The organism is Rhizobium sp. CF142, from assembly GCF_000281145.1.
In the GTDB taxonomy this organism is placed as follows: domain Bacteria; phylum Pseudomonadota; class Alphaproteobacteria; order Rhizobiales; family Rhizobiaceae; genus Rhizobium.
In genome coordinates this window covers 1-16,098 of the sequence record NZ_AJWE01000131.1, presented here as the reverse complement: position 1 = coordinate 16,098, position 16,098 = coordinate 1, and the positions used below count along the sequence as shown (strand labels likewise).

Sequence of the window (16,098 nt, the reverse complement as noted above, 5' to 3'; positions counted from 1 at the left end):
TGGTCAGCAGGTCCGTTGCCATCTTGGCCAAGCTCCCTCTGATCTGCCGCCAACGCAATCCACCACCAGCCTCCCTTGGAAATAATCTGCCCAGCGCTAATTGATGGTGCAGGAATGGCCGTTCATCAGGCCCGGGCGATCAGCTGTCGATGCACTGCGTTCAGTCATGCGCTTGCGGCTGAAGGGGATAGGAGCGGCCTCGAAGGCGGGTTGGATGGACACCGAGTCAAAAGGCTCCGTTCGGGCGGGAATGGCGGAGAGCGATAGCGAACATCCCTATCGGGTTCTCTTCGATTCCATCGACGACGGCTTCTGCACCATAAAGGTGCTGTTCGATGACGAGGGCGGCGTGCGGGACTATCGTTTCCTGCTTACCAACCCGGCCTTCGAGCGGCAGACGGGGCTGAAAGAGGCCACCGGACGGACGATGCGGGAGCTTGCCCCCGATCACGAGGAATACTGGTTCGAAATTTACGGCCAGGTTGCGCTGACGGGCGAGCCCGTTCGTTTTGCGCATCAGGCCGATGCGCTCGGCGGGCGCTGGTACGAGGTCCATGCTTTCCGCATCGGTGTGGTGGAAGAGCGGCAGGTCGCCATCATCTTCCGCGATATCAGGGACAAAAAGCAGGCGGAAGCGGCACTACGCGAAAGCGAGGTGCAATACCGGGCGCTGTTCGATTCCATCGACGAGGGCGCCTGCATCATCGAGCGGCTGCCTGTCGGCGCCGATGGGCTGCGCGACTATCGCTATATCGCCATGAACAAGGCGATGCAGGCAATGTTCGGCATCGCCGATCTCAGCGGCCGCACGATCCGCGAATTCTTCCCCGACGAGGTGGAGGACTGGTACGACGATTACGACCGGGTGCTGATGACGGGCGAGCCCGTCCGCTTCGTGCGGGAGTCCGAGCCGCAGGAGATGGTGCTGGAAATGTTCGTCTCGCGCATCAGCGAGAAACCGCCGCGTCTGCTTGCCGTCATGCAGGATATCACCAAGCGCAAGCGGGCGGAGGAGGCGCTGCGTCGCAGCGAGGAGCGTTCGCGCGCGCTCGTCAATGCCAGCTCCGATGTCGTCTTCCGCATGAGCCCGGACTGGCAGGAGATGCGCCAGCTCGATGGCCGCGGCTCCCTCTCCGATGTCGAGGGGCCGACGGTGCGCTGGATGGACGATTATCTTTTTCCCGAGGATCTGCCGCAGATCCGCATGGCGATTGCCCACGCCATCCGCGAGCGGCGGCCCTTCGAGCTGGAACACCGCGTGCGCCGGGCCGATGGCGAAGTGGGCTGGACCTTCTCGCGCGCCATTCCGGTCTTCGATGCCAGGGGCGAGATTGCCGAATGGTTCGGCATGGCCGCCGACGTGACCGAGCGGGTAAACGCCCGCCAGCGCCAGCAGATGCTGAACCACGAGCTCGGCCACCGGCTGAAGAACGTGCTGAGCCTCGTGCAATCGATCGCCAACCAGACCTTTCGCCAGGCCGACAATCTCGCGGAAGCTGCCGAGACCTACAGCTCGCGCCTCGTCTCGCTCGGGCGCGCGACCGATATCCTGACGGAGACCGCCTGGGCGGATGCGAGCCTGCACAGCCTCGTCCAGGCCGGACTGATCTCCGTCGGCGATTTCAGCGAGCGCATCCGCATCTCCGGCCCCGATCTCGACCTTGCGCCGCAACAGGCCCTGATGCTGACGCTGACGCTGCACGAGCTTGCGACGAACAGCTTGAAATACGGGGCGCTGAGTCTTGAGACGGGGTTGGTGGAGCTGACGTGGGGCGTGAAGAAGGATGCCGGTGGTGAAGGGAAGTTCACGCTGGAATGGCGGGAGAGCGACGGGCCGGAGATCAGTGCGCCCAAACGCGAGGGGTTCGGGACGCGGATGATAGGGCGGTTGCTGCCGGCTTCGTTTCAGGGGAAGGCAGAGCTGAGTTATGAGGCGGCGGGGTTTGAGTTTATGTTGGAGGCGCCGTTGGGGGAGGTGATTAAGGTTAGGCGGTGAGGGTGCGAAACCCTCATCTCTATTCGAGTTAAGTACTCGTTATAGGGGCGGCTTCATTTTTGTAAAAAGCTGCGACAGAGATCCGACCACAAACTGCTCGCCTCAGGCTTGCAGCAACCAGCCACAACGCTTTCCTGTGCTGATATTTCCATGGCACTACTCACTCTCTGAGTAGCTTCATTATCTGATTCGGAAATACCAAACTCATGAACTCAGAAAGCTCTATAGACAGGATAAGAGAATCTGCTGGTAGCATGACGATCGGCGACACGTCGGACGGAATTGTAACCGGCGTAATAACAATTGCCGATCGGCTATATGTAGTTAAACAAAAAGCCATATATCGCGTTGCTTTCGCTGATGAAATAGATCCTCAGCGGACGCGTGCGGATATTCCAAATACTCAGCAGATTATCGTTAATGCTGGTTCGGAATCTTATATTGTCCGCAAAATACTACTAACGGCCGAAGAGCTGTTTAGGAAGGACAGGTTGCTGAGTGGCATCGATTTTGATGCGGCTCGGCTCACATCGTTAGAGATACTGAAAGACGTAATCGCAGCAAACGAAGTCGCTGAAATTTATAAGAACGCAAAGATTGCCGCTGAGTCTGAAGTTTCATCGTCTAAAGACATGTCGTTTAAGCTGCCAGCGATACCGGATATTGAGGCCAGGGCCAAGACGTTCATCCAGAAGTGCGATCACGCATTTCAAGCAATCTATAAGCTCTGCTGTGTTTTTTACAATGAAGCCGAAATGCGAAACGCTGGAAAGTGGCTTGATGGTTTTGTAGTGATATTGAAATCGCGCTTGGAAGCAGATGATCCGTTCATAGAATTTGCGTCAGTTCTAGCCGGTACTGGAAAGCACGTAAGAGATGTCCGGCACTGCATTGAGCATCCGAAGGAAAATCAGCGCATCATTGTTCAAGATTATAGTCTGACTCTAAGTCGAGAATTGGCAGAGCCAACAATCGAAGTCGTACACAAGACTTCTTCGTTCCCTCCTGAACCTCTGGGTGCATTCTTTGAATTAATGATCGGTCAAATGCTCGACGGTGTGGAGCTTCTGATGGCATACCTTGCCTCCAGAAACATCTCGCCACCTGGAAATCTTCCCGTTTACGTCGGTGAGATCCCTGAAAATCAGCAAAGAAACGGCGTTAGATTTGGTTATCTGATAAGCATGGGGGACAATGTTAGCCGGCTGGGTTAGATTGCGGCGAGCGTCGATTGAGATGGTCGAATGTTCTGCGTCGCCATCATCGCATTGACCTCGGCCGCACTCGGGACGTGGTCTAGGCCACGAACCGTTATTCCCCCGACCTGGCTGGTATCTGATGTAAAATAACCCCGATCGGACGCTTACCCAAGAGTTGCCGAGCGCGACGGTTGCGCCCGGCATCGTGCTTGATTCTGATAACTCAGGCCGCAGGCGTCGCCACCGCCGGCTCTGTCGCCAGCGCCTTGCGCAGCTGCTCTTCCTGCTCCGGCGAGAGCGAGGAGCGCAGGATGGTGGCGTGTTCGCCCTTGAATTCGGCCAGCACCTTTTCGGGCTGCACCTTGCGCAGCAGCAGGAAGAGGGCGGAGCTGTTGATGGGGATGGTGTCGGCGAGTTTCTTGATGAGGTCGTCGTCGATGCCGTAATCGGTCATCGAGCCCGCAAGCGCGCCGGAGCCTGCGCCGAAGGCGCCGCCGAGGACCATGCCGGCGAGGGGATTGAGGAAGAGCAGGCCGACGAGCGTGCCCCATAGCGCGCCGGAGAGGCCGCCGCTTGCAGCACCCGCGGCCGTGAGATTGACGCTCTGCTTGAGGCGCACCTTGCCGGCGGAGTCGCGCACGGCGATGACGGCATCTTCGAGATCGACGAGATATTCCTTCTCAAGCTGGACGAGCCGGTTGAGCACGGCATCCGCCTTGTCGGCGGTATCGAAACCAAGCACCACGAATTCTGACATGGCTTTCCCTCCTGTTGGATTACAGATGCGGCAGATAGGCGCCGGCGGCGCTCTGTCCATAAGGCGGCCGCCATTTGCTAGGGCTAGCACTCGCATGTGAGAGGGCGATGAAGGGTGGGGCCGGCGCGAGCAAGGCGAATAATGCCGATCTGCAGCGATGACCCTGTTGCGATGCCGCGGCTGCTCCGTCAAAAAGCTTCCGGTGACAAAGGGTGGCAACAGGATGCAGTGGCTTCTTCAGAAGTTCGACGATACCAGAAAGCTGGCCGAGGCGCTCGACCGGCTCGACATCCCCTACACGTGGCACAAGGTCGTTCCTTTCGTCGGGGAGTTAATCCCCGAGCCTGCCGTTGCCGATCCTGAAAATGTGGTCATGTTCGGCGCCTACTCGCTGTGGCGGTATGCCGAGGCGAAAGGTTACTGGCCGGGCGTCTTCAAGTTGCGCCCCTTCGTTCAGGAACAGGCGTGGCATCCTTACCTCCTCAACGGAGCCGATGCGGTGTTCATGACCCTCCGGGACGTGCCCGAGCGTCTGGCCGACGACGGGAGGGAATGGTTCCTGCGTCCCGTTGACGATAGCAAGGAAGAGCCCGGCAATGTGAAATCGACGGGCGAGATCATCCATATGGCGGAGAGGGTGCTGGCGCTTGACGAAGCTGAGATCCCTGATGGATCGCTTCGTCACGACACGCTGCTGATGCTCACAAAACCTGTTCGTATCCTGCGCGAATGGCGTATCTGGGCCGTGAACGGGCGGGTCGTCACCTATTCGCTCTACAAGGATGGCTCGCGTGTCATCCATCGCCACGAGATCGATGAGGACGTGCTTGATTTCGCTCAGCGCATGGTCGACATCAATCCCGGCTATTCGCCAGCCTATGTCATCGACATCTGCCGTACCGAAGAAGGGCTGAAGCTCCTCGAGACGAACTGTGTCAACGCGGCCGGGTTCTACTCGGCGGATCTCGTGAAGCTCGCGGCTGATATCGATGGTCTCGTGCGCCTCGGGTCTTCCCAGTAAGCCGGCATCAATTAAACGCGCGCACCTCGACCGGCACGCGGCAAGCGATTGCCGCCTTGCGGCCCCAGGCGAGCGCCTCGTCCATATCGGCCGCTTCCAGCACCCAGAAGCCGCCGATGTGTTCCTTGGTTTCGAGGTATGGTCCGTCGGTGACGAGCAGCTTGCCGTCGGGCTGTGCCCGCACCGACATTGCCTTGCTGACCGGGTTGAGTCCGCCGACGAAAAGCCTGACGCCGGCGGCCACCATCTCTTCGTTCAACACGTCGATATCGCGCATCGTCGCATCGTCTTCCTTGCAGGGAGCGTAATCGTCGGGGAGGTGGATGGCGACGAGATATTGGGGCATCTGTTTCTCCTGTGATGTCAGGCTGGCCGGCTGGCCTGGCTTCATTCTACAGACGAATGGGCGGAACGGAATTCGACAGGCCGTTCGAGAGATTTTGGATACTGCGGGCGGATCGGCTATAGGGAATTCTGCTTCCGGATTCCGTCCGGCGGCAGCACCCGCTGCCGCAAAACTCCGCGCAAAGGTCCCGCCATGCCGCTTCTCGATGCGAGTTCAGCCTTTCCCATCACCTATCCCGACGGCAGTCTTTCGAAGGCGACGATGTATCTGAAGAATGTCATCGATCATCCGCGCATCGAGGTCGGCGATTACAGCTATTTCACGCATTACGGAAAGCTCGAGGAGACGGCCGAGATCCTTGCGCCCTATCTCGGGCCGGGTTGCCGGGAGAAGCTGGTGATCGGCAAGTTCGTGCAGATTGCCCGCGGCAGCTATTTCATCACCAGTTCGGCCAATCACCCGATGGGCGGCATCACCACCTATCCGTTCCGCATCTTCAAGCCGGAAACCTTCGGCTACAAGGATCTGCCTGTGAAGGATACCGTGGTCGAGAACGATGTCTGGATCGGCCATGATGCCGTCATCATGCCGGGTGTCACGATCGGCGCGGGCGCGATTGTCGCCGCCGCTTCGGTCGTCACCCGCGATGTGCCGCCCTATGCTGTGGTCGGCGGCAATCCGGCACATATCATCCGCATGCGCTATCCTGTCGAGGTCATCAGCGAGATCCTTGACCTTGCCTGGTGGGACTGGCCGATCGACAAGATCGAAGCCAATCTGCCGGCGCTGGAGAGCGGCGATCTCGCGGCGCTGAAGCGGGCCTGAACAGGGACGCGATGCCTGCGACCGCCTCGGCACGATGCTGCATGACATCACCCTCAACGAGCGCTTTGCGGAGTGAGAGAGGTTTCAGGGATCAGGGCACAAATGCTGTTTGGTGAAGCCGATCTTGATGGGGAACGTTTCTTGAAAGTGTTGCCCAACTGAGCTACATACAGATCAAACTCAACAAGGAGGCTGAAGATGGCTGCAAACGCCTATGTACGTGCCCGCATCGACTCTTCGGTGAAGGATGATGCCGCCTTGGTACTCGATAGCCTTGGATTGACCACCTCGGACATTATCCGCATCGTTTTGACCAGAATCGCCAGAGACAAGGCTCTTCCCGTCGAACTCACTCGACCGAATGCCAGGACGATCGCCGCGATGGAAGAAGCAAGAGCGATCAAGGCGGATCATGACAGGCATTTCGACACTGCCGAAGAGCTAATCAACTCACTTGAGGGCAGCACGCTTGCCAAGTGACAGGAACCGAGCGAAGCCCGCTTCCACCAAGCGGGCTTCGCTGCCGCGGCAATCAAGCCATACCAAACAATTTCAGAAAGATTGGGAGCGCCTTTCCAGGTCCGGCCGTTATGACATGGTCGCACTGAAGAAGGTCGTCGGTTTGATCGTCGACAATGAAGGTTCTCTGCCGGCCGAGTTGAAAGATCACGAGCTGACGGGTGACTGGAAAGATCATCGAGAATGTCACATCGGTGGTGACTTTCTCCTCATCTACACCGTGGACGACAAGAAGAATCTGGTCGTGTTCGTTGCTGCCGGTACCCACGCCGAACTTTTTGAATGAAGCGCTCACTCATCAGCCACCTCAAACCGGCATCTCATCCGTAATCACCTCGAAGCGCTTGAGAACCGCGGGGCCGAAGGCCGTCGACATGGCGACGTCAGTGGCGTCACGGCCGGTGGCCATCAGGATGCGGCCGATGCGCGGCGCATTGTGGCGGGCGTCGACCGTGTACCAGCGGCCGCTCAGATAGACCTCGAACCAGGCGCTGAAATCCATCGGGTTCGGGTCCTTGGGCACGCCGATATCGCCGAGATAGCCGGTGCAATAGCGCGCCGGGATGTTCATGCAGCGGCAGAGCGTGATGGCGAGATGGGCGAAGTCGCGGCACACACCGGTGCGGTCGGTAAAGCCGCCGAAGGCGGTGCGCAGCGGGTCGGCCTTCTGATAGTCGAAGGCAATGCGCTTGTGCGTGAAATCGAGGATCGCCTGGACGCGCGGCCAGCCGAGCGGTGTTTTGAAAAAGGTCTTCCAGGCGAAATCGGCGAGACGGTCGGTATCGCAATAGCGGCTGCCGAGCAGGTAGACAAGCACATCATCAGGCAGATCATTGATGTTGTGCTGGACCGCACCTTCGGGAACAGGATCGGGCAGGCCGCTGTCATAGATTTCGAATTCGGTGGAAATGGTCGTCAGGCCCGGAGGTGCTACGATACGGGTGCAGGCATTGCCGAACGTATCGGTGTAGCCCCAGGCTTCGATCGGCCGGTCGAAGCTCAGCACCTGTTCCGTCAGGAGATCCACCCGACGGGACGGGTGGATGTTGAGGACCAGCAGCATGGGCGTTTCATGCTCGCATTCATAGCCGATGTGGAAGCCTGCACGTATCTTCATGAGTCGTGGTCCTTTGAAACAGGGTTCGTCCTGCAGGCGAATGCATCAGCGGGCCAGGCGTTCCGTCACCTGGCCTTTGCGGTATCGAATTCCTGTTCCGTGGTGACGTTGACCTGCACCTTCATGCTGTCGAAATCGCGCGCGCCGCCGTCATAGCTGCCCGAGAGCGGCACGGCCTGGCGCGGGTCGCGGGCCACACCGACGCGGATCAGGTCGCGGTTTCCGACGATGCCGTTGGTGGGATCGAACTCTACCCAGCCCGCACCCGGCAGATAGACCTGGCACCAGGCATGCGTCGAGCCGCCGCCAAGTGTGATCGAGCCGTCGCGATCGGCAACATAGACATAGCCGGTGACGAAGCGGGCGGCGAAGCCGAGGGAGCGGGTCGCCTCCATCATCAGCAGCGCAAAATCGCGGCAGGTGCCGCTGCGCAGCCGCAGCGTATCGCGCGGCGCCTGCGTGCCGTGCTCGAAACGCCTGACATAGGTGAAGCTCTCATGGATCGCGTAGCAGAGCGTCATCAGGATATGGCCGGTGCGCGCCTGATGGCTCAGGGGCACGAATTGCCGCGCCCACCTGCCGACCTCGTCTTCGGGATCGGGATAGTGCCTGACGATGGTGCGTTCGAGATCAAGCGCCTCATCCTCGTCATAGGCGAAGGGAAAGCTCAGCGCCTTGCGGTCGATCTCCAGATCGAGCGGAACCTGCGCCGTATGCTCGAGACGGATGACGGTTTCAAAGCGCAGTTCGGCGGAGGCGGCTGTGATATCGACGAGTGCGATGCAATTGCCGAAGACATCGTGGATCCAGCGTACGGATGCCGGCCCGGGAGAGACATCAAGGCTGCAGCTCAGAAGCGTCTGGTCGAAGCTGTCGCGGGGGCGGAACATCAGCCGGTGCTGTCCGAAATGCACCGGCCTTTTGTAATGGTAGGACGTGATGTGGCGGACGGAGAAAATCGTCATCCTGCCTCCCTATTTTCATGACGCGGCACTGACCATGGGGAGACATGACCGCGGTGAAAATATCCGCGGGCGCCCGTCACTTCTCTCTGCGCGAAAGCGGATAGGCCGGCGCATCGTAAAGCATGCGGATCTGCTTTTCGTCGAAGCGGGCTTCATTCACTTCCAGCACACAGCCGCGCAATTGCGGGCCGGGCAGGTCTTCCATGGCAAAACGCACCGCTTCCGCGGCTGTTTCGAAGCGCTTATAGCGGGGGCCTCGGGAGCTGCGCAATGTCTTGCCGGTGTAAAGCCCGGCTTCGATCATATAGTCGAATTCTGCCACTTCATGGTCCTTGCTCGTTCCTGATATGGCCGAGCCATCCGGGTATCAGAGTCTTCCTGGGTCGACGGTTTCAGGATGAAACAGCGGGGAGGGTCGACCGCGTTATCGCGCGTTGGCGGCGTTCATCCTGCCGTTGTTCGCGCTGTCTCTGCTGCAATCGCTTGCGTACATCCTGGAGCTTTCCGGCGTCGGAGGCTTTTTCGGGTTGCGGCGGACGGAAGAGATTTTCCGCTGCACGTTTGTCTGTGGTCATATTGGTATCCTTGACGATGGGCGGGACAGCCGAGCGGCCGTCGCGCCAGAGCGGGCGTTATTTCTTCTTGTCGCTGCCCGTGGTGCTGCTTGCCATCTTGACCTGCGTGCCGGGTGCGGCGGCAGGTGCAGCGGTGGCAGAGCGGTCTTTCTTCGGTTTGCGGACTTCGCGGTTGCTGCGGACTTGGCCTTTCGCCATGGTTTCCTCCTTGTGTGTGATGCGGGATAGATCAGGTATTGCGACCTGCCGCCGGCTGGCGGCGCGGTCGCTGCAGCATCAAAGGGGCAGGGGCCCGATGCCGGGACGCTCGTCCTGAGAGGCTGCCGATGTGGAAAGACGCGATTGCCCCTGGGGTTGCCTTGGGGAATACCGAGATGAATGAATGCGCAGCGCATTTGTTCCCCGGCCAGCCTGCGGCCCACGGCTGAAATCGGGAAAAGCCACGAAACTGCTGGCGGATTCGAAACGATCGCCCTGCTGTTCGCCGGCGGCATCTTCGGCACGATTGAGAATGCCGAGCGCTACATTCTCGCGGTAGGCAAATGCGCCGGTTCGGATGAGATTGCGCGACAGACTTGACGGATAAAAATCGGAAGACATCGTGTCCTCCTTTCGTTGGGGCCAGGGCTAACGCCCGAACCGGCAGCGCCCTTGAAGTGGCTGCCAGCAATTGGAATCCTGCGCTTATTCGCTGCGCGGCGCAAGGCGTTTTTCGCGGGATAGGGATCGCGGCAGCTGTCGCGGCGTAAACTTTTCGAATATTGCACCGGCGGCCGAAGCCGTTAATTTGAATGCGGGTATTTCAATCAACGGAAATCGAAGATGAGTATCGCTGTTTTAACGACTTATGTTCTTGTCGTGCTCGGGCTGATGGTGATTCCCGGGCCGGCGACACTGCTGGTTCTCGCCCGATCGGTGAGCGGCGGCCGGCGGACCGGCATCGCAACGGGGCTTGGAATTGCGGCCGGCGATCTCATCCATTCCACCATGGCGACCTTTGGTCTTTCGGCCTTGCTTGCGACTTCGGCGCTCGCCTTCGAGGTGGTCAAATATATCGGCGTGGCCTATCTCATCTATCTCGGATACCGCGCCTTCATCGAAAAGTCCGGCAATCTCGATATGACGGCTGCACCCGAGATCAGCCCCGGCAAAGCGTTCCGGCAGGGGATATTCACGGAAATCCTGAACCCGAAGACGGCGCTGTTCTTCCTCGCCTTCCTGCCGCAGTTCATCCATCCCGAAAGCGGTTCGGTGATCGGGCAATTCGCGCTTCTCGGTATCATCTTCGTGGCGTTCAGCATTTGCGTAACCTCGGCGCTCGCGATCGGCGCCGGCTCGGTGCGCGGCTGGCTCAACAGGAACCGGACGATCGGCCGCTGGCAGGGCAAGGTCATCGGCTCGATCTATATGGCGCTTGGCGTGCGGCTGGCGTTTCAGCAGCAGTGAACGGCGCCCCGGCCACTGATATGCCCGGGGTTTGAGTTGCTACCGCTTTATCGCAGCCAGTTGCCGCTCGAAACTACCGAGATCGAAATAGTCGCGCCAGAGCGTGATCTTGCCGTTCTCCACCGTGATCGTGCCCATGACTGGCAGGGTGATCCGGCCGCCGCTTTCGTGGGTGAAGACATCGATGCGCTCGTTCAGCACGACATTGCCGGAGACGGCGATCTCCGTGACTTGCCAGTCCACATTGAAGGCAGTGCCGATGCCGAAATCGGCGTGGAATTTGCGGACGTTTTCGCGGCCGGTGATATCGGGCAGGGGTACGTTGTCGTAGAGCACGTCGTCGGCGAGCATGGCGAGTGCCTCCTCGATGCGGTTGGCACTCCAGTGAGCGAAGAAGGTTTTTGCGGTTTCTATCGGGGTCGGGGACATCTCCGTTCTCCTTCAGCCGAACTTGACCAAGTTGATCGCCGGCAGCGGGCCGCCGGGGAATTGCGTCAGGCTGCCGCCAACCTTGAGCGGGCCGAGATCGATGCCGGCGAAGCCGAGGCGGGTGATCAGGGCGCCGACTTCCGCCTTCGCCTGCGCATCGTCTCCGGAATAGAAGAGCACTCGGTTGCCGCCTTCGGCTTTGGGATCGGCCGAGACGAGATTGGCAAAGAGGTGGTTGAAGGCCTTGACGAGGCGGGCGCCGGGCACGAGGCCAGCGACGATTTCGCTCGACAGGCGGCCGCCTAGCTCGGCCGGCTTGAAGAGGGGGCCCTCGATCGGGTTGTTGGCATCGATCACGATACGGCCCGCCCAATCCGGCAGGCCGGATAATGCGGCCGGCAGTTTCGACCAGGGCACGGCGATGAGGACGATATCGGCCTTTGCCGCCTCTTCGATCGTGCCGGCGGTGATGTGAGGGGCGAGTTCGGCGGTGAGTTCGCCGAGGGTTTCAGGACCGCGGCTGTTGGCAATGGTGGCGGAGATGCCGTTGCGGGTAAGAGCGCGGGCGAAGGCGGAGCCGATATTGCCGGCGCCGATGATACCGATGGACATGGCAAGTTTCCTTTCTGGATGTCGTGTTGGTTCGATGGAGCCAATATCGCGATGCCATTCCCCTTTGATTAGACAGAAGTGGATGGTATCAGTTTCAAGTCTTTGTTGAAGGTGATGGACGATGGAAAGCCTGGCCAACCTGGAATCCTTCGTGCGCAGTGCCGACCTCGGCAGCTTTTCGGCGGCGGCGCGGCGCCTTGGGCTGACGCCGGCCGCGGTCAGCCGCAATGTCGCGGCGCTCGAAGCCAATCTGAAGCTCCGGCTCTTTCATCGCAGCACGCGCAGCCTGATGCTGACGGAGGCGGGCGAGCGCTTTCTCATCGCCATGCGCGACCATCTCGAGGGGCTGCAGGGGGCGATTGCCGAAATCTCCAACGAGCAGGCGGAGCCGGCAGGCGTGCTGAAGGTCAGCCTGCCGCCGGGTTTAGGCACGGGCTATATCCTGCCGATGCTGCCTGATTTCATGAAACGCTATCCGCTGGTGCGGCCGGAATGGATGTTCGAGAACCGGCAGGTGGATCTGATCGGGGAGGGTTACGATGCGGCAATCGGTGGCGGCTTCGAGCTTGCCTCGGGCGTGGTGGCGCGGCCGCTGGCGCCGGCCCATCTCGTGGCGGTGGCGTCACCCGCCTATATGCAGGGCCGCGTGCCGCCTGTCGATCCGGCCGGGCTTGCGGGGCTCGACGGCATCGTCATGAAATCGATCAATACCGGGCGCATTCCGCAACGGCAGATGCGTAACGCTGCGGGAGGGGAGCAGCCTGTCGATCTAACGCCAAAGATCGTCGTCAACGACCCTGCCGCCATGCGCGGTGCGGCCCTTCTCGGGCTCGGGGTGACGCTGCTTTCCAAGCCCGATGCGCTTGCCCATCTCGACAGCGGCGAATTGATCCGGCTCGTGCCCTCCTGGTATGTCGATATCGGGCCGATCTCGATCTATTACGCCAACAGGACGCTGCTGCCGCTCAAGACGCGGGTGTTCATCGATTTCATCATCGAGGGTTTTCAGCGTCAGCGGCTTGCCGAGCGTTTCGCCGGCAGTATCGGTTGATCACTGTCTGGCCGGTAGCCTAGCACGAAGGCGATCACCTTCTCGGACGACATTTCGCAGGGTTTCAGCGTGCTGCCGCTCGTCTCCAGCAGGTAGAGGTTGAAGCTGACGATATCGTTGCCGGCGAGATCCTCGGCATAGAGCCAGATGCGCTTGCCATCGGGCGAACGCTTGACGGTGGCGCCCCAGCGGCCGCCCTCGAAGCTGCCTTCGCTGTAGCCCTCGGGGATGAGGGCAAGGGCGCTGGTGAAAGGGGCGTCGGCGGGGTTCATGGAATGCTTGAGGGGTGAGGGCATGCCCCATAGGTGGCGGGGCGGGCAGCGTTTCGCAAGGCTGTGTCAGCCGCCATGCGGCGTCATGCTCGGGCTTGTCCCGAGCATCTGCGTCTGTCGATGCAGGGGGCAACCATTGCCGTCCTACTCATGCTTGGCCGCGGCAGATGCTCGGGACAAGCCCGAGCATGACGCAGGAGAGATGCCTCCCTCAATGCCCCGTTAGCACCAGTGTCTGGACCGGCAGCAGCATGGCCTGGATGCGCAGGATCATGGCGTGCACCACGCCGACCGTATCGATGACATGCAGGCCGATCCGTTTGAAGGTGCCGATATTGGGGTCGGCGAGCGCATCATGGTTGTTGGTATAGGCGTTGGCGATGCAGCTGCCGCCGGGCGGCACGCCGTCCAGTCCGCCGGGGAAGAGCGGTTGCAGGAAGACGGTCAGGGTTCCCGGTTGAGCCAGCTGCGTGACATCGACGAGCTGGTCGGTCGGGCGCAGCTGGCCGGCGGCGATCACGTCCTGCACCTCGGTGACGACGAGCGGAATGATGGTGAAGGGTTTGCCGACGCAGGTGGCTTCGGCCACCATGCCGGGCTTCATGACCTGCGCCTCGATCTGTCCGAAGCCGGCAATCAGCGTGCCGCGGCCGGCCGCTTCAGGCACCAGGATGCCGGCCGGGCGAAGCATGGTGTTCAGCACATCGCCCTTGCGCAGCGTGAACTGCTGGACGGTGCCGGAGACCCCGGCCTTGACGACCGTCTTGTCGAGCTCCACCTGCGCGGCCGCGAGGGCTGCCTCGGCACTGGCCTTCTGCGCCGGCAGGAGCACGCTGAGCTTGGTCTGCAGCGTCTCCTTGTTGGCATAGGCGGCGCTGACCATGCCCCGCTGGCTCTCCACGGTATTGGTGAGCCGGTCCACCTCGCGGCGGGCAACCGCATCGTTCTTCAAGAGCTGGGTCTTCATCTGCAATTCGTCGATCGAGACCTGCAGGGCGCCTTCGGCCTGGCGGATCACGCCGTCGGCGCTGGCAAGCTCGCTCTCGGCCACCTTGTTCTCAGCCTCGACCTCGGCAATCTGCTTGCGTGCCACGTCGAGGGCCGCCTTCTGGGCGGAATCGTCGAGCCGGAAGAGCGGCGCGCCGGCCTCGACCTTCTGGTTGATGCCGACATAGACATCGTCGACCCGGCCAATGGTTTCCGGCAGGATGGTGACGGTACGGAAGACGGCGGTGACGCTCTTCGTCGCGGGGTGGAAATAGAAGATCATCGTGATCAGCGAGATGGTGAGCAACAAGCAGGCAGTAATGCCCCAGCGCAGCTCGTACCACATGCTGTAAAGGGTGATCTCGCGGCCGATGCGCTTGCCCTGGACATAGCGCCGGTAAAGATAATCAGGGAGAATGGTCAACATCGAGCAGAGCATCAGTTCGAGCATGATCAGATACTCCCTTCGTGCGGGCCGGTCTTTGTCGCCCCCTGGGCGGGCCGTTGTGCGTTCGTCTGGCCGGGCGGCTGCGGATGGGAGGCGGCCGGCACGGGGGCAATCGGGGCGCCTGCGATCGGGGTTTTGGCGCTTGGGGCTGCTGCGGGCGGGGCTGCGGCGGCTGGCGCGTGGTTGACCGGTGCGGGGGCGGGCGGCGCGTGCGCAGCCGGCGAATGGGCGACTGGCGCGTCGGCCACTGGCGCGCCGGCGTTGTCGATCTCAGCCGGATCGCGGCTGGCGAGCCTCGCCATCGAGCGGGCGATCGAATAGAGCGGCGTCGAAAAATCGGGAATGCGGATGAAGGCGAGCAGCAGGCCGATGATCCAGTAGATGTGATTGTGGGTGAAGAGCGAGATCAGCGCCAGAACCGCTACGATCTCCATCTGCACCTTATTCGTCTTGTGCGCGATGCGCTCGGGAACGGCATGGAGCTGGAAATAGAGGTTGCCGATGACGAGAACGACTGCCAGCAAAAACACGATGACGATGATGAAGAGATAATCGGTCTGCCCCGGCGCGGTGATGAAACCGGGCACATGGTCGGTGAGGGCGGCGTGATAGGGTTGCGGTGCTGCCGCATCTTCAGCCGCTGTATTTTGAGCGCCCATGAGCGCCGTTATGGCCGTCGCGCCGATGGCGGTCCAGTAGTGGCTGTGCTGCCTTGTTGTCTTGCTTCGATTTCTCATGCCAGTGCTTCCCCCCGGACGGCATTTTAGTGCGGCCTGAAGTTTAAGCTTTTTGTGCGCAACGCGGAAGTACGCAACCGTAATTACTGTGTAAATTCGGGGGGGTGCGGGCGGGCGCTACGAGGACGGGCAGGCGCAGATGACCGCTATCGGCATCAGGCGGATCAGATCAGGGGTGTGGCGCCGGATGAAGAGTTCAATGAAGGTCTCTCCACGCTGCCGGGGTAAGCCCTTCCCATGCGCGGAAGGCCCGATAGAACGAGCTCGTATCCTGAAAGCCCAGCAGAAACGCGATCTCGTCGATGCCGTTCTGCCCGTCGGACAGCAACTCGCGGCCGAGTTCCCGTCGCGCCTCGTCCAGCAGGCCGCGATAGCTCGCGCCCTGTTCGGTGATGCGGCGCTGCAGGGTCCGTTCGCTCATGCCCATTTCGCGGGCCACATCGGCAATATCGGGCTTGCCACTGGCGATGCGGCGCTTGATCAGGGTTTTCACCTGATCGGGCAGCGAGGATTGCGCTTCGATTTCGCCAAGCGATGCGGCAAGAGAGGGATCGAGGATCGCAAGCAGTTCGGGGTTATATCCGGCGAAGGGCAGGTCCAGATCGCCGCGATCCAGCACTAGCACATTCTGCGCGCAGCCGGTACGAACAGGGGCATCAAAGTAGGAGCGATGCGCTTCGGTCACCGGCCCGGTTCGGGTCATCTCGACCCGGATGGGAGTGAGGCGCCGCCCCGTTCCCCGCCGCCCGAGCTCGAGGATCGCCGCAAAGGTGACGTCGGCTGCCGCATCCGGCTC

General features: G+C 60.9%; 20 protein-coding genes and 1 pseudogene. 9 read left to right on the top strand and 12 right to left on the bottom strand.

Going from position 1 to position 16,098, the window contains the following annotated elements; all coding sequences use genetic code 11:
- The first annotated feature begins 214 nt into the window (after positions 1 to 214).
- Both PMI11_RS36120 and PMI11_RS33285 read left to right on the top strand, forming a co-directional pair.
- Entirely contained in the window at positions 215 to 1,996 is a 1,782-nt protein-coding gene (locus PMI11_RS36120) for a PAS domain S-box protein (RefSeq protein ID WP_007826415.1), read from the top strand.
- A 206-nt stretch (positions 1,997 to 2,202) separates the two neighbouring features.
- On the top strand, positions 2,203 to 3,210 hold the full coding sequence (locus PMI11_RS33285; protein ID WP_007826413.1) for a hypothetical protein: 1,008 nt from the start codon (positions 2,203 to 2,205) through the stop codon (positions 3,208 to 3,210).
- A 208-nt stretch (positions 3,211 to 3,418) separates the two neighbouring features.
- Here the strand turns inward: PMI11_RS33285 and PMI11_RS33280 are convergent, their stop codons facing one another.
- A complete protein-coding gene (locus PMI11_RS33280) occupies positions 3,419 to 3,952 on the bottom strand; it encodes a DUF1269 domain-containing protein (RefSeq protein WP_007826411.1) in 534 nt (177 codons plus the stop codon).
- Positions 3,953 to 4,175: 223 nt separating this feature from the next.
- On the opposite strand from PMI11_RS33280, the gene PMI11_RS33275 reads away from it, so the two are divergent.
- On the top strand, positions 4,176 to 4,973 hold the full coding sequence (locus PMI11_RS33275; RefSeq protein WP_007826409.1) for an ATP-grasp domain-containing protein: 798 nt from the start codon (positions 4,176 to 4,178) through the stop codon (positions 4,971 to 4,973).
- 7 nt (positions 4,974 to 4,980) lie between these two features.
- Here the strand turns inward: PMI11_RS33275 and PMI11_RS33270 are convergent, their stop codons facing one another.
- Positions 4,981 to 5,319: a YciI family protein gene (locus PMI11_RS33270; protein WP_007826408.1), complete on the bottom strand. Its 339-nt coding sequence runs from the start codon at positions 5,317 to 5,319 to the stop codon at positions 4,981 to 4,983.
- Positions 5,320 to 5,511: 192 nt separating this feature from the next.
- Between PMI11_RS33270 and PMI11_RS33265 the strand changes: the two genes are divergently transcribed.
- From PMI11_RS33265 to PMI11_RS36960, 3 genes are all read left to right on the top strand, one after another.
- Complete coding sequence (locus tag PMI11_RS33265; protein ID WP_007826405.1) at positions 5,512 to 6,144, top strand: CatB-related O-acetyltransferase; 633 nt, start codon at positions 5,512 to 5,514, stop codon at positions 6,142 to 6,144.
- A gap of 198 nt (positions 6,145 to 6,342) precedes the next feature.
- Positions 6,343 to 6,624 carry a type II toxin-antitoxin system RelB/DinJ family antitoxin gene (locus PMI11_RS33260; protein WP_007826403.1) on the top strand — a complete coding sequence of 94 codons (282 nt, stop codon included), beginning with the start codon at positions 6,343 to 6,345 and terminating at the stop codon, positions 6,622 to 6,624.
- A complete protein-coding gene (locus PMI11_RS36960) occupies positions 6,614 to 6,949 on the top strand; it encodes a type II toxin-antitoxin system YafQ family toxin (RefSeq protein WP_081493325.1) in 336 nt (111 codons plus the stop codon). Before PMI11_RS33260 ends, PMI11_RS36960 begins: the two co-directional genes overlap by 11 nt.
- 21 nt (positions 6,950 to 6,970) lie before the next feature.
- Here the strand turns inward: PMI11_RS36960 and PMI11_RS33250 are convergent, their stop codons facing one another.
- From PMI11_RS33250 to PMI11_RS37840, 4 genes are all read right to left on the bottom strand, one after another.
- Positions 6,971 to 7,780, bottom strand: coding sequence for a transglutaminase-like domain-containing protein (locus PMI11_RS33250; protein ID WP_007826395.1), 810 nt, complete (start codon positions 7,778 to 7,780; stop codon positions 6,971 to 6,973).
- A 65-nt stretch (positions 7,781 to 7,845) separates the two neighbouring features.
- Positions 7,846 to 8,745, bottom strand: a complete 900-nt coding sequence (locus tag PMI11_RS33245) for a transglutaminase family protein (protein WP_007826393.1) — start codon at positions 8,743 to 8,745, stop codon at positions 7,846 to 7,848.
- Between the two features lie 76 nt (positions 8,746 to 8,821).
- Positions 8,822 to 9,067, bottom strand: a complete 246-nt coding sequence (locus tag PMI11_RS33240) for a hypothetical protein (protein WP_007826392.1) — start codon at positions 9,065 to 9,067, stop codon at positions 8,822 to 8,824.
- Positions 9,068 to 9,377: 310 nt separating this feature from the next.
- Positions 9,378 to 9,518, bottom strand: a complete 141-nt coding sequence (locus PMI11_RS37840; RefSeq protein ID WP_007826389.1) for a hypothetical protein — start codon at positions 9,516 to 9,518, stop codon at positions 9,378 to 9,380.
- A gap of 180 nt (positions 9,519 to 9,698) precedes the next feature.
- Here PMI11_RS37840 and PMI11_RS37140 point away from each other — a divergent pair, with 180 nt between their 5' ends.
- A complete protein-coding gene (locus PMI11_RS37140; RefSeq protein WP_037072629.1) occupies positions 9,699 to 9,899 on the top strand; it encodes a hypothetical protein in 201 nt (66 codons plus the stop codon).
- Between the two features lie 243 nt (positions 9,900 to 10,142).
- Positions 10,143 to 10,766, top strand: a complete 624-nt coding sequence (locus PMI11_RS33230) for a LysE family translocator (RefSeq protein WP_007826381.1) — start codon at positions 10,143 to 10,145, stop codon at positions 10,764 to 10,766.
- A 39-nt stretch (positions 10,767 to 10,805) separates the two neighbouring features.
- Here the strand turns inward: PMI11_RS33230 and PMI11_RS33225 are convergent, their stop codons facing one another.
- Both PMI11_RS33225 and PMI11_RS33220 read right to left on the bottom strand, forming a co-directional pair.
- Complete coding sequence (locus PMI11_RS33225) at positions 10,806 to 11,195, bottom strand: limonene-1,2-epoxide hydrolase family protein (RefSeq protein ID WP_007826379.1); 390 nt, start codon at positions 11,193 to 11,195, stop codon at positions 10,806 to 10,808.
- Positions 11,196 to 11,207: 12 nt separating this feature from the next.
- Positions 11,208 to 11,807 (bottom strand): NADPH-dependent F420 reductase, encoded by a 600-nt coding sequence (locus tag PMI11_RS33220; RefSeq protein ID WP_007826377.1) that lies wholly within the window; start codon positions 11,805 to 11,807, stop codon positions 11,208 to 11,210.
- Between the two features lie 121 nt (positions 11,808 to 11,928).
- Here PMI11_RS33220 and PMI11_RS33215 point away from each other — a divergent pair, with 121 nt between their 5' ends.
- Entirely contained in the window at positions 11,929 to 12,858 is a 930-nt protein-coding gene (locus tag PMI11_RS33215; protein WP_007826375.1) for a LysR family transcriptional regulator, read from the top strand.
- Here PMI11_RS33215 and PMI11_RS33210 read toward each other — a convergent pair.
- The 4 genes and pseudogenes from PMI11_RS33210 to PMI11_RS33195 form a co-directional block, all read right to left on the bottom strand.
- Complete coding sequence (locus PMI11_RS33210) at positions 12,819 to 13,130, bottom strand: hypothetical protein (RefSeq protein ID WP_244430742.1); 312 nt, start codon at positions 13,128 to 13,130, stop codon at positions 12,819 to 12,821. The genes PMI11_RS33215 and PMI11_RS33210 overlap by 40 nt on opposite strands.
- A 211-nt stretch (positions 13,131 to 13,341) precedes the next feature.
- A complete protein-coding gene (locus PMI11_RS33205; RefSeq protein WP_007826367.1) occupies positions 13,342 to 14,568 on the bottom strand; it encodes an HlyD family secretion protein in 1,227 nt (408 codons plus the stop codon).
- Positions 14,569 to 14,846: 278 nt separating this feature from the next.
- A pseudogene (locus PMI11_RS38315) lies at positions 14,847 to 15,224 on the bottom strand (hypothetical protein); the annotation flags it as partial.
- Between the two features lie 274 nt (positions 15,225 to 15,498).
- On the bottom strand, positions 15,499 to 16,098 hold a 600-nt coding region (locus PMI11_RS33195), incomplete at its 5' end, for an AraC family transcriptional regulator (protein WP_007826363.1).

Bases quoted from the DNA above. Each gene is read 5' to 3' on its own strand.
- PMI11_RS33280 (WP_007826411.1), bottom strand. From the start codon at position 3,952: ATGTCAGAATTCGTGGTGCTTGGTTTCGATACCGCCGACAAGGCGGAT.
- PMI11_RS33230 (WP_007826381.1), top strand. From the start codon at position 10,143: ATGAGTATCGCTGTTTTAACGACTTATGTTCTTGTCGTGCTCGGGCTG.
- PMI11_RS33270 (WP_007826408.1), bottom strand. From the start codon at position 5,319: ATGCCCCAATATCTCGTCGCCATCCACCTCCCCGACGATTACGCTCCC.
- PMI11_RS33265 (WP_007826405.1), top strand. From the start codon at position 5,512: ATGCCGCTTCTCGATGCGAGTTCAGCCTTTCCCATCACCTATCCCGAC.
- PMI11_RS36120 (WP_007826415.1), top strand. From the start codon at position 215: ATGGACACCGAGTCAAAAGGCTCCGTTCGGGCGGGAATGGCGGAGAGC.
- PMI11_RS33260 (WP_007826403.1), top strand. From the start codon at position 6,343: ATGGCTGCAAACGCCTATGTACGTGCCCGCATCGACTCTTCGGTGAAG.
- PMI11_RS33215 (WP_007826375.1), top strand. From the start codon at position 11,929: ATGGAAAGCCTGGCCAACCTGGAATCCTTCGTGCGCAGTGCCGACCTC.
- PMI11_RS33210 (WP_244430742.1), bottom strand. From the start codon at position 13,130: ATGAACCCCGCCGACGCCCCTTTCACCAGCGCCCTTGCCCTCATCCCC.
- PMI11_RS33220 (WP_007826377.1), bottom strand. From the start codon at position 11,807: ATGTCCATCGGTATCATCGGCGCCGGCAATATCGGCTCCGCCTTCGCC.
- PMI11_RS33275 (WP_007826409.1), top strand. From the start codon at position 4,176: ATGCAGTGGCTTCTTCAGAAGTTCGACGATACCAGAAAGCTGGCCGAG.
- PMI11_RS37140 (WP_037072629.1), top strand. From the start codon at position 9,699: ATGAATGCGCAGCGCATTTGTTCCCCGGCCAGCCTGCGGCCCACGGCT.
- PMI11_RS33285 (WP_007826413.1), top strand. From the start codon at position 2,203: ATGAACTCAGAAAGCTCTATAGACAGGATAAGAGAATCTGCTGGTAGC.
- PMI11_RS33250 (WP_007826395.1), bottom strand. From the start codon at position 7,780: ATGAAGATACGTGCAGGCTTCCACATCGGCTATGAATGCGAGCATGAA.
- PMI11_RS33225 (WP_007826379.1), bottom strand. From the start codon at position 11,195: ATGTCCCCGACCCCGATAGAAACCGCAAAAACCTTCTTCGCTCACTGG.
- PMI11_RS33245 (WP_007826393.1), bottom strand. From the start codon at position 8,745: ATGACGATTTTCTCCGTCCGCCACATCACGTCCTACCATTACAAAAGG.
- PMI11_RS37840 (WP_007826389.1), bottom strand. From the start codon at position 9,518: ATGGCGAAAGGCCAAGTCCGCAGCAACCGCGAAGTCCGCAAACCGAAG.
- PMI11_RS33205 (WP_007826367.1), bottom strand. From the start codon at position 14,568: ATGCTCGAACTGATGCTCTGCTCGATGTTGACCATTCTCCCTGATTAT.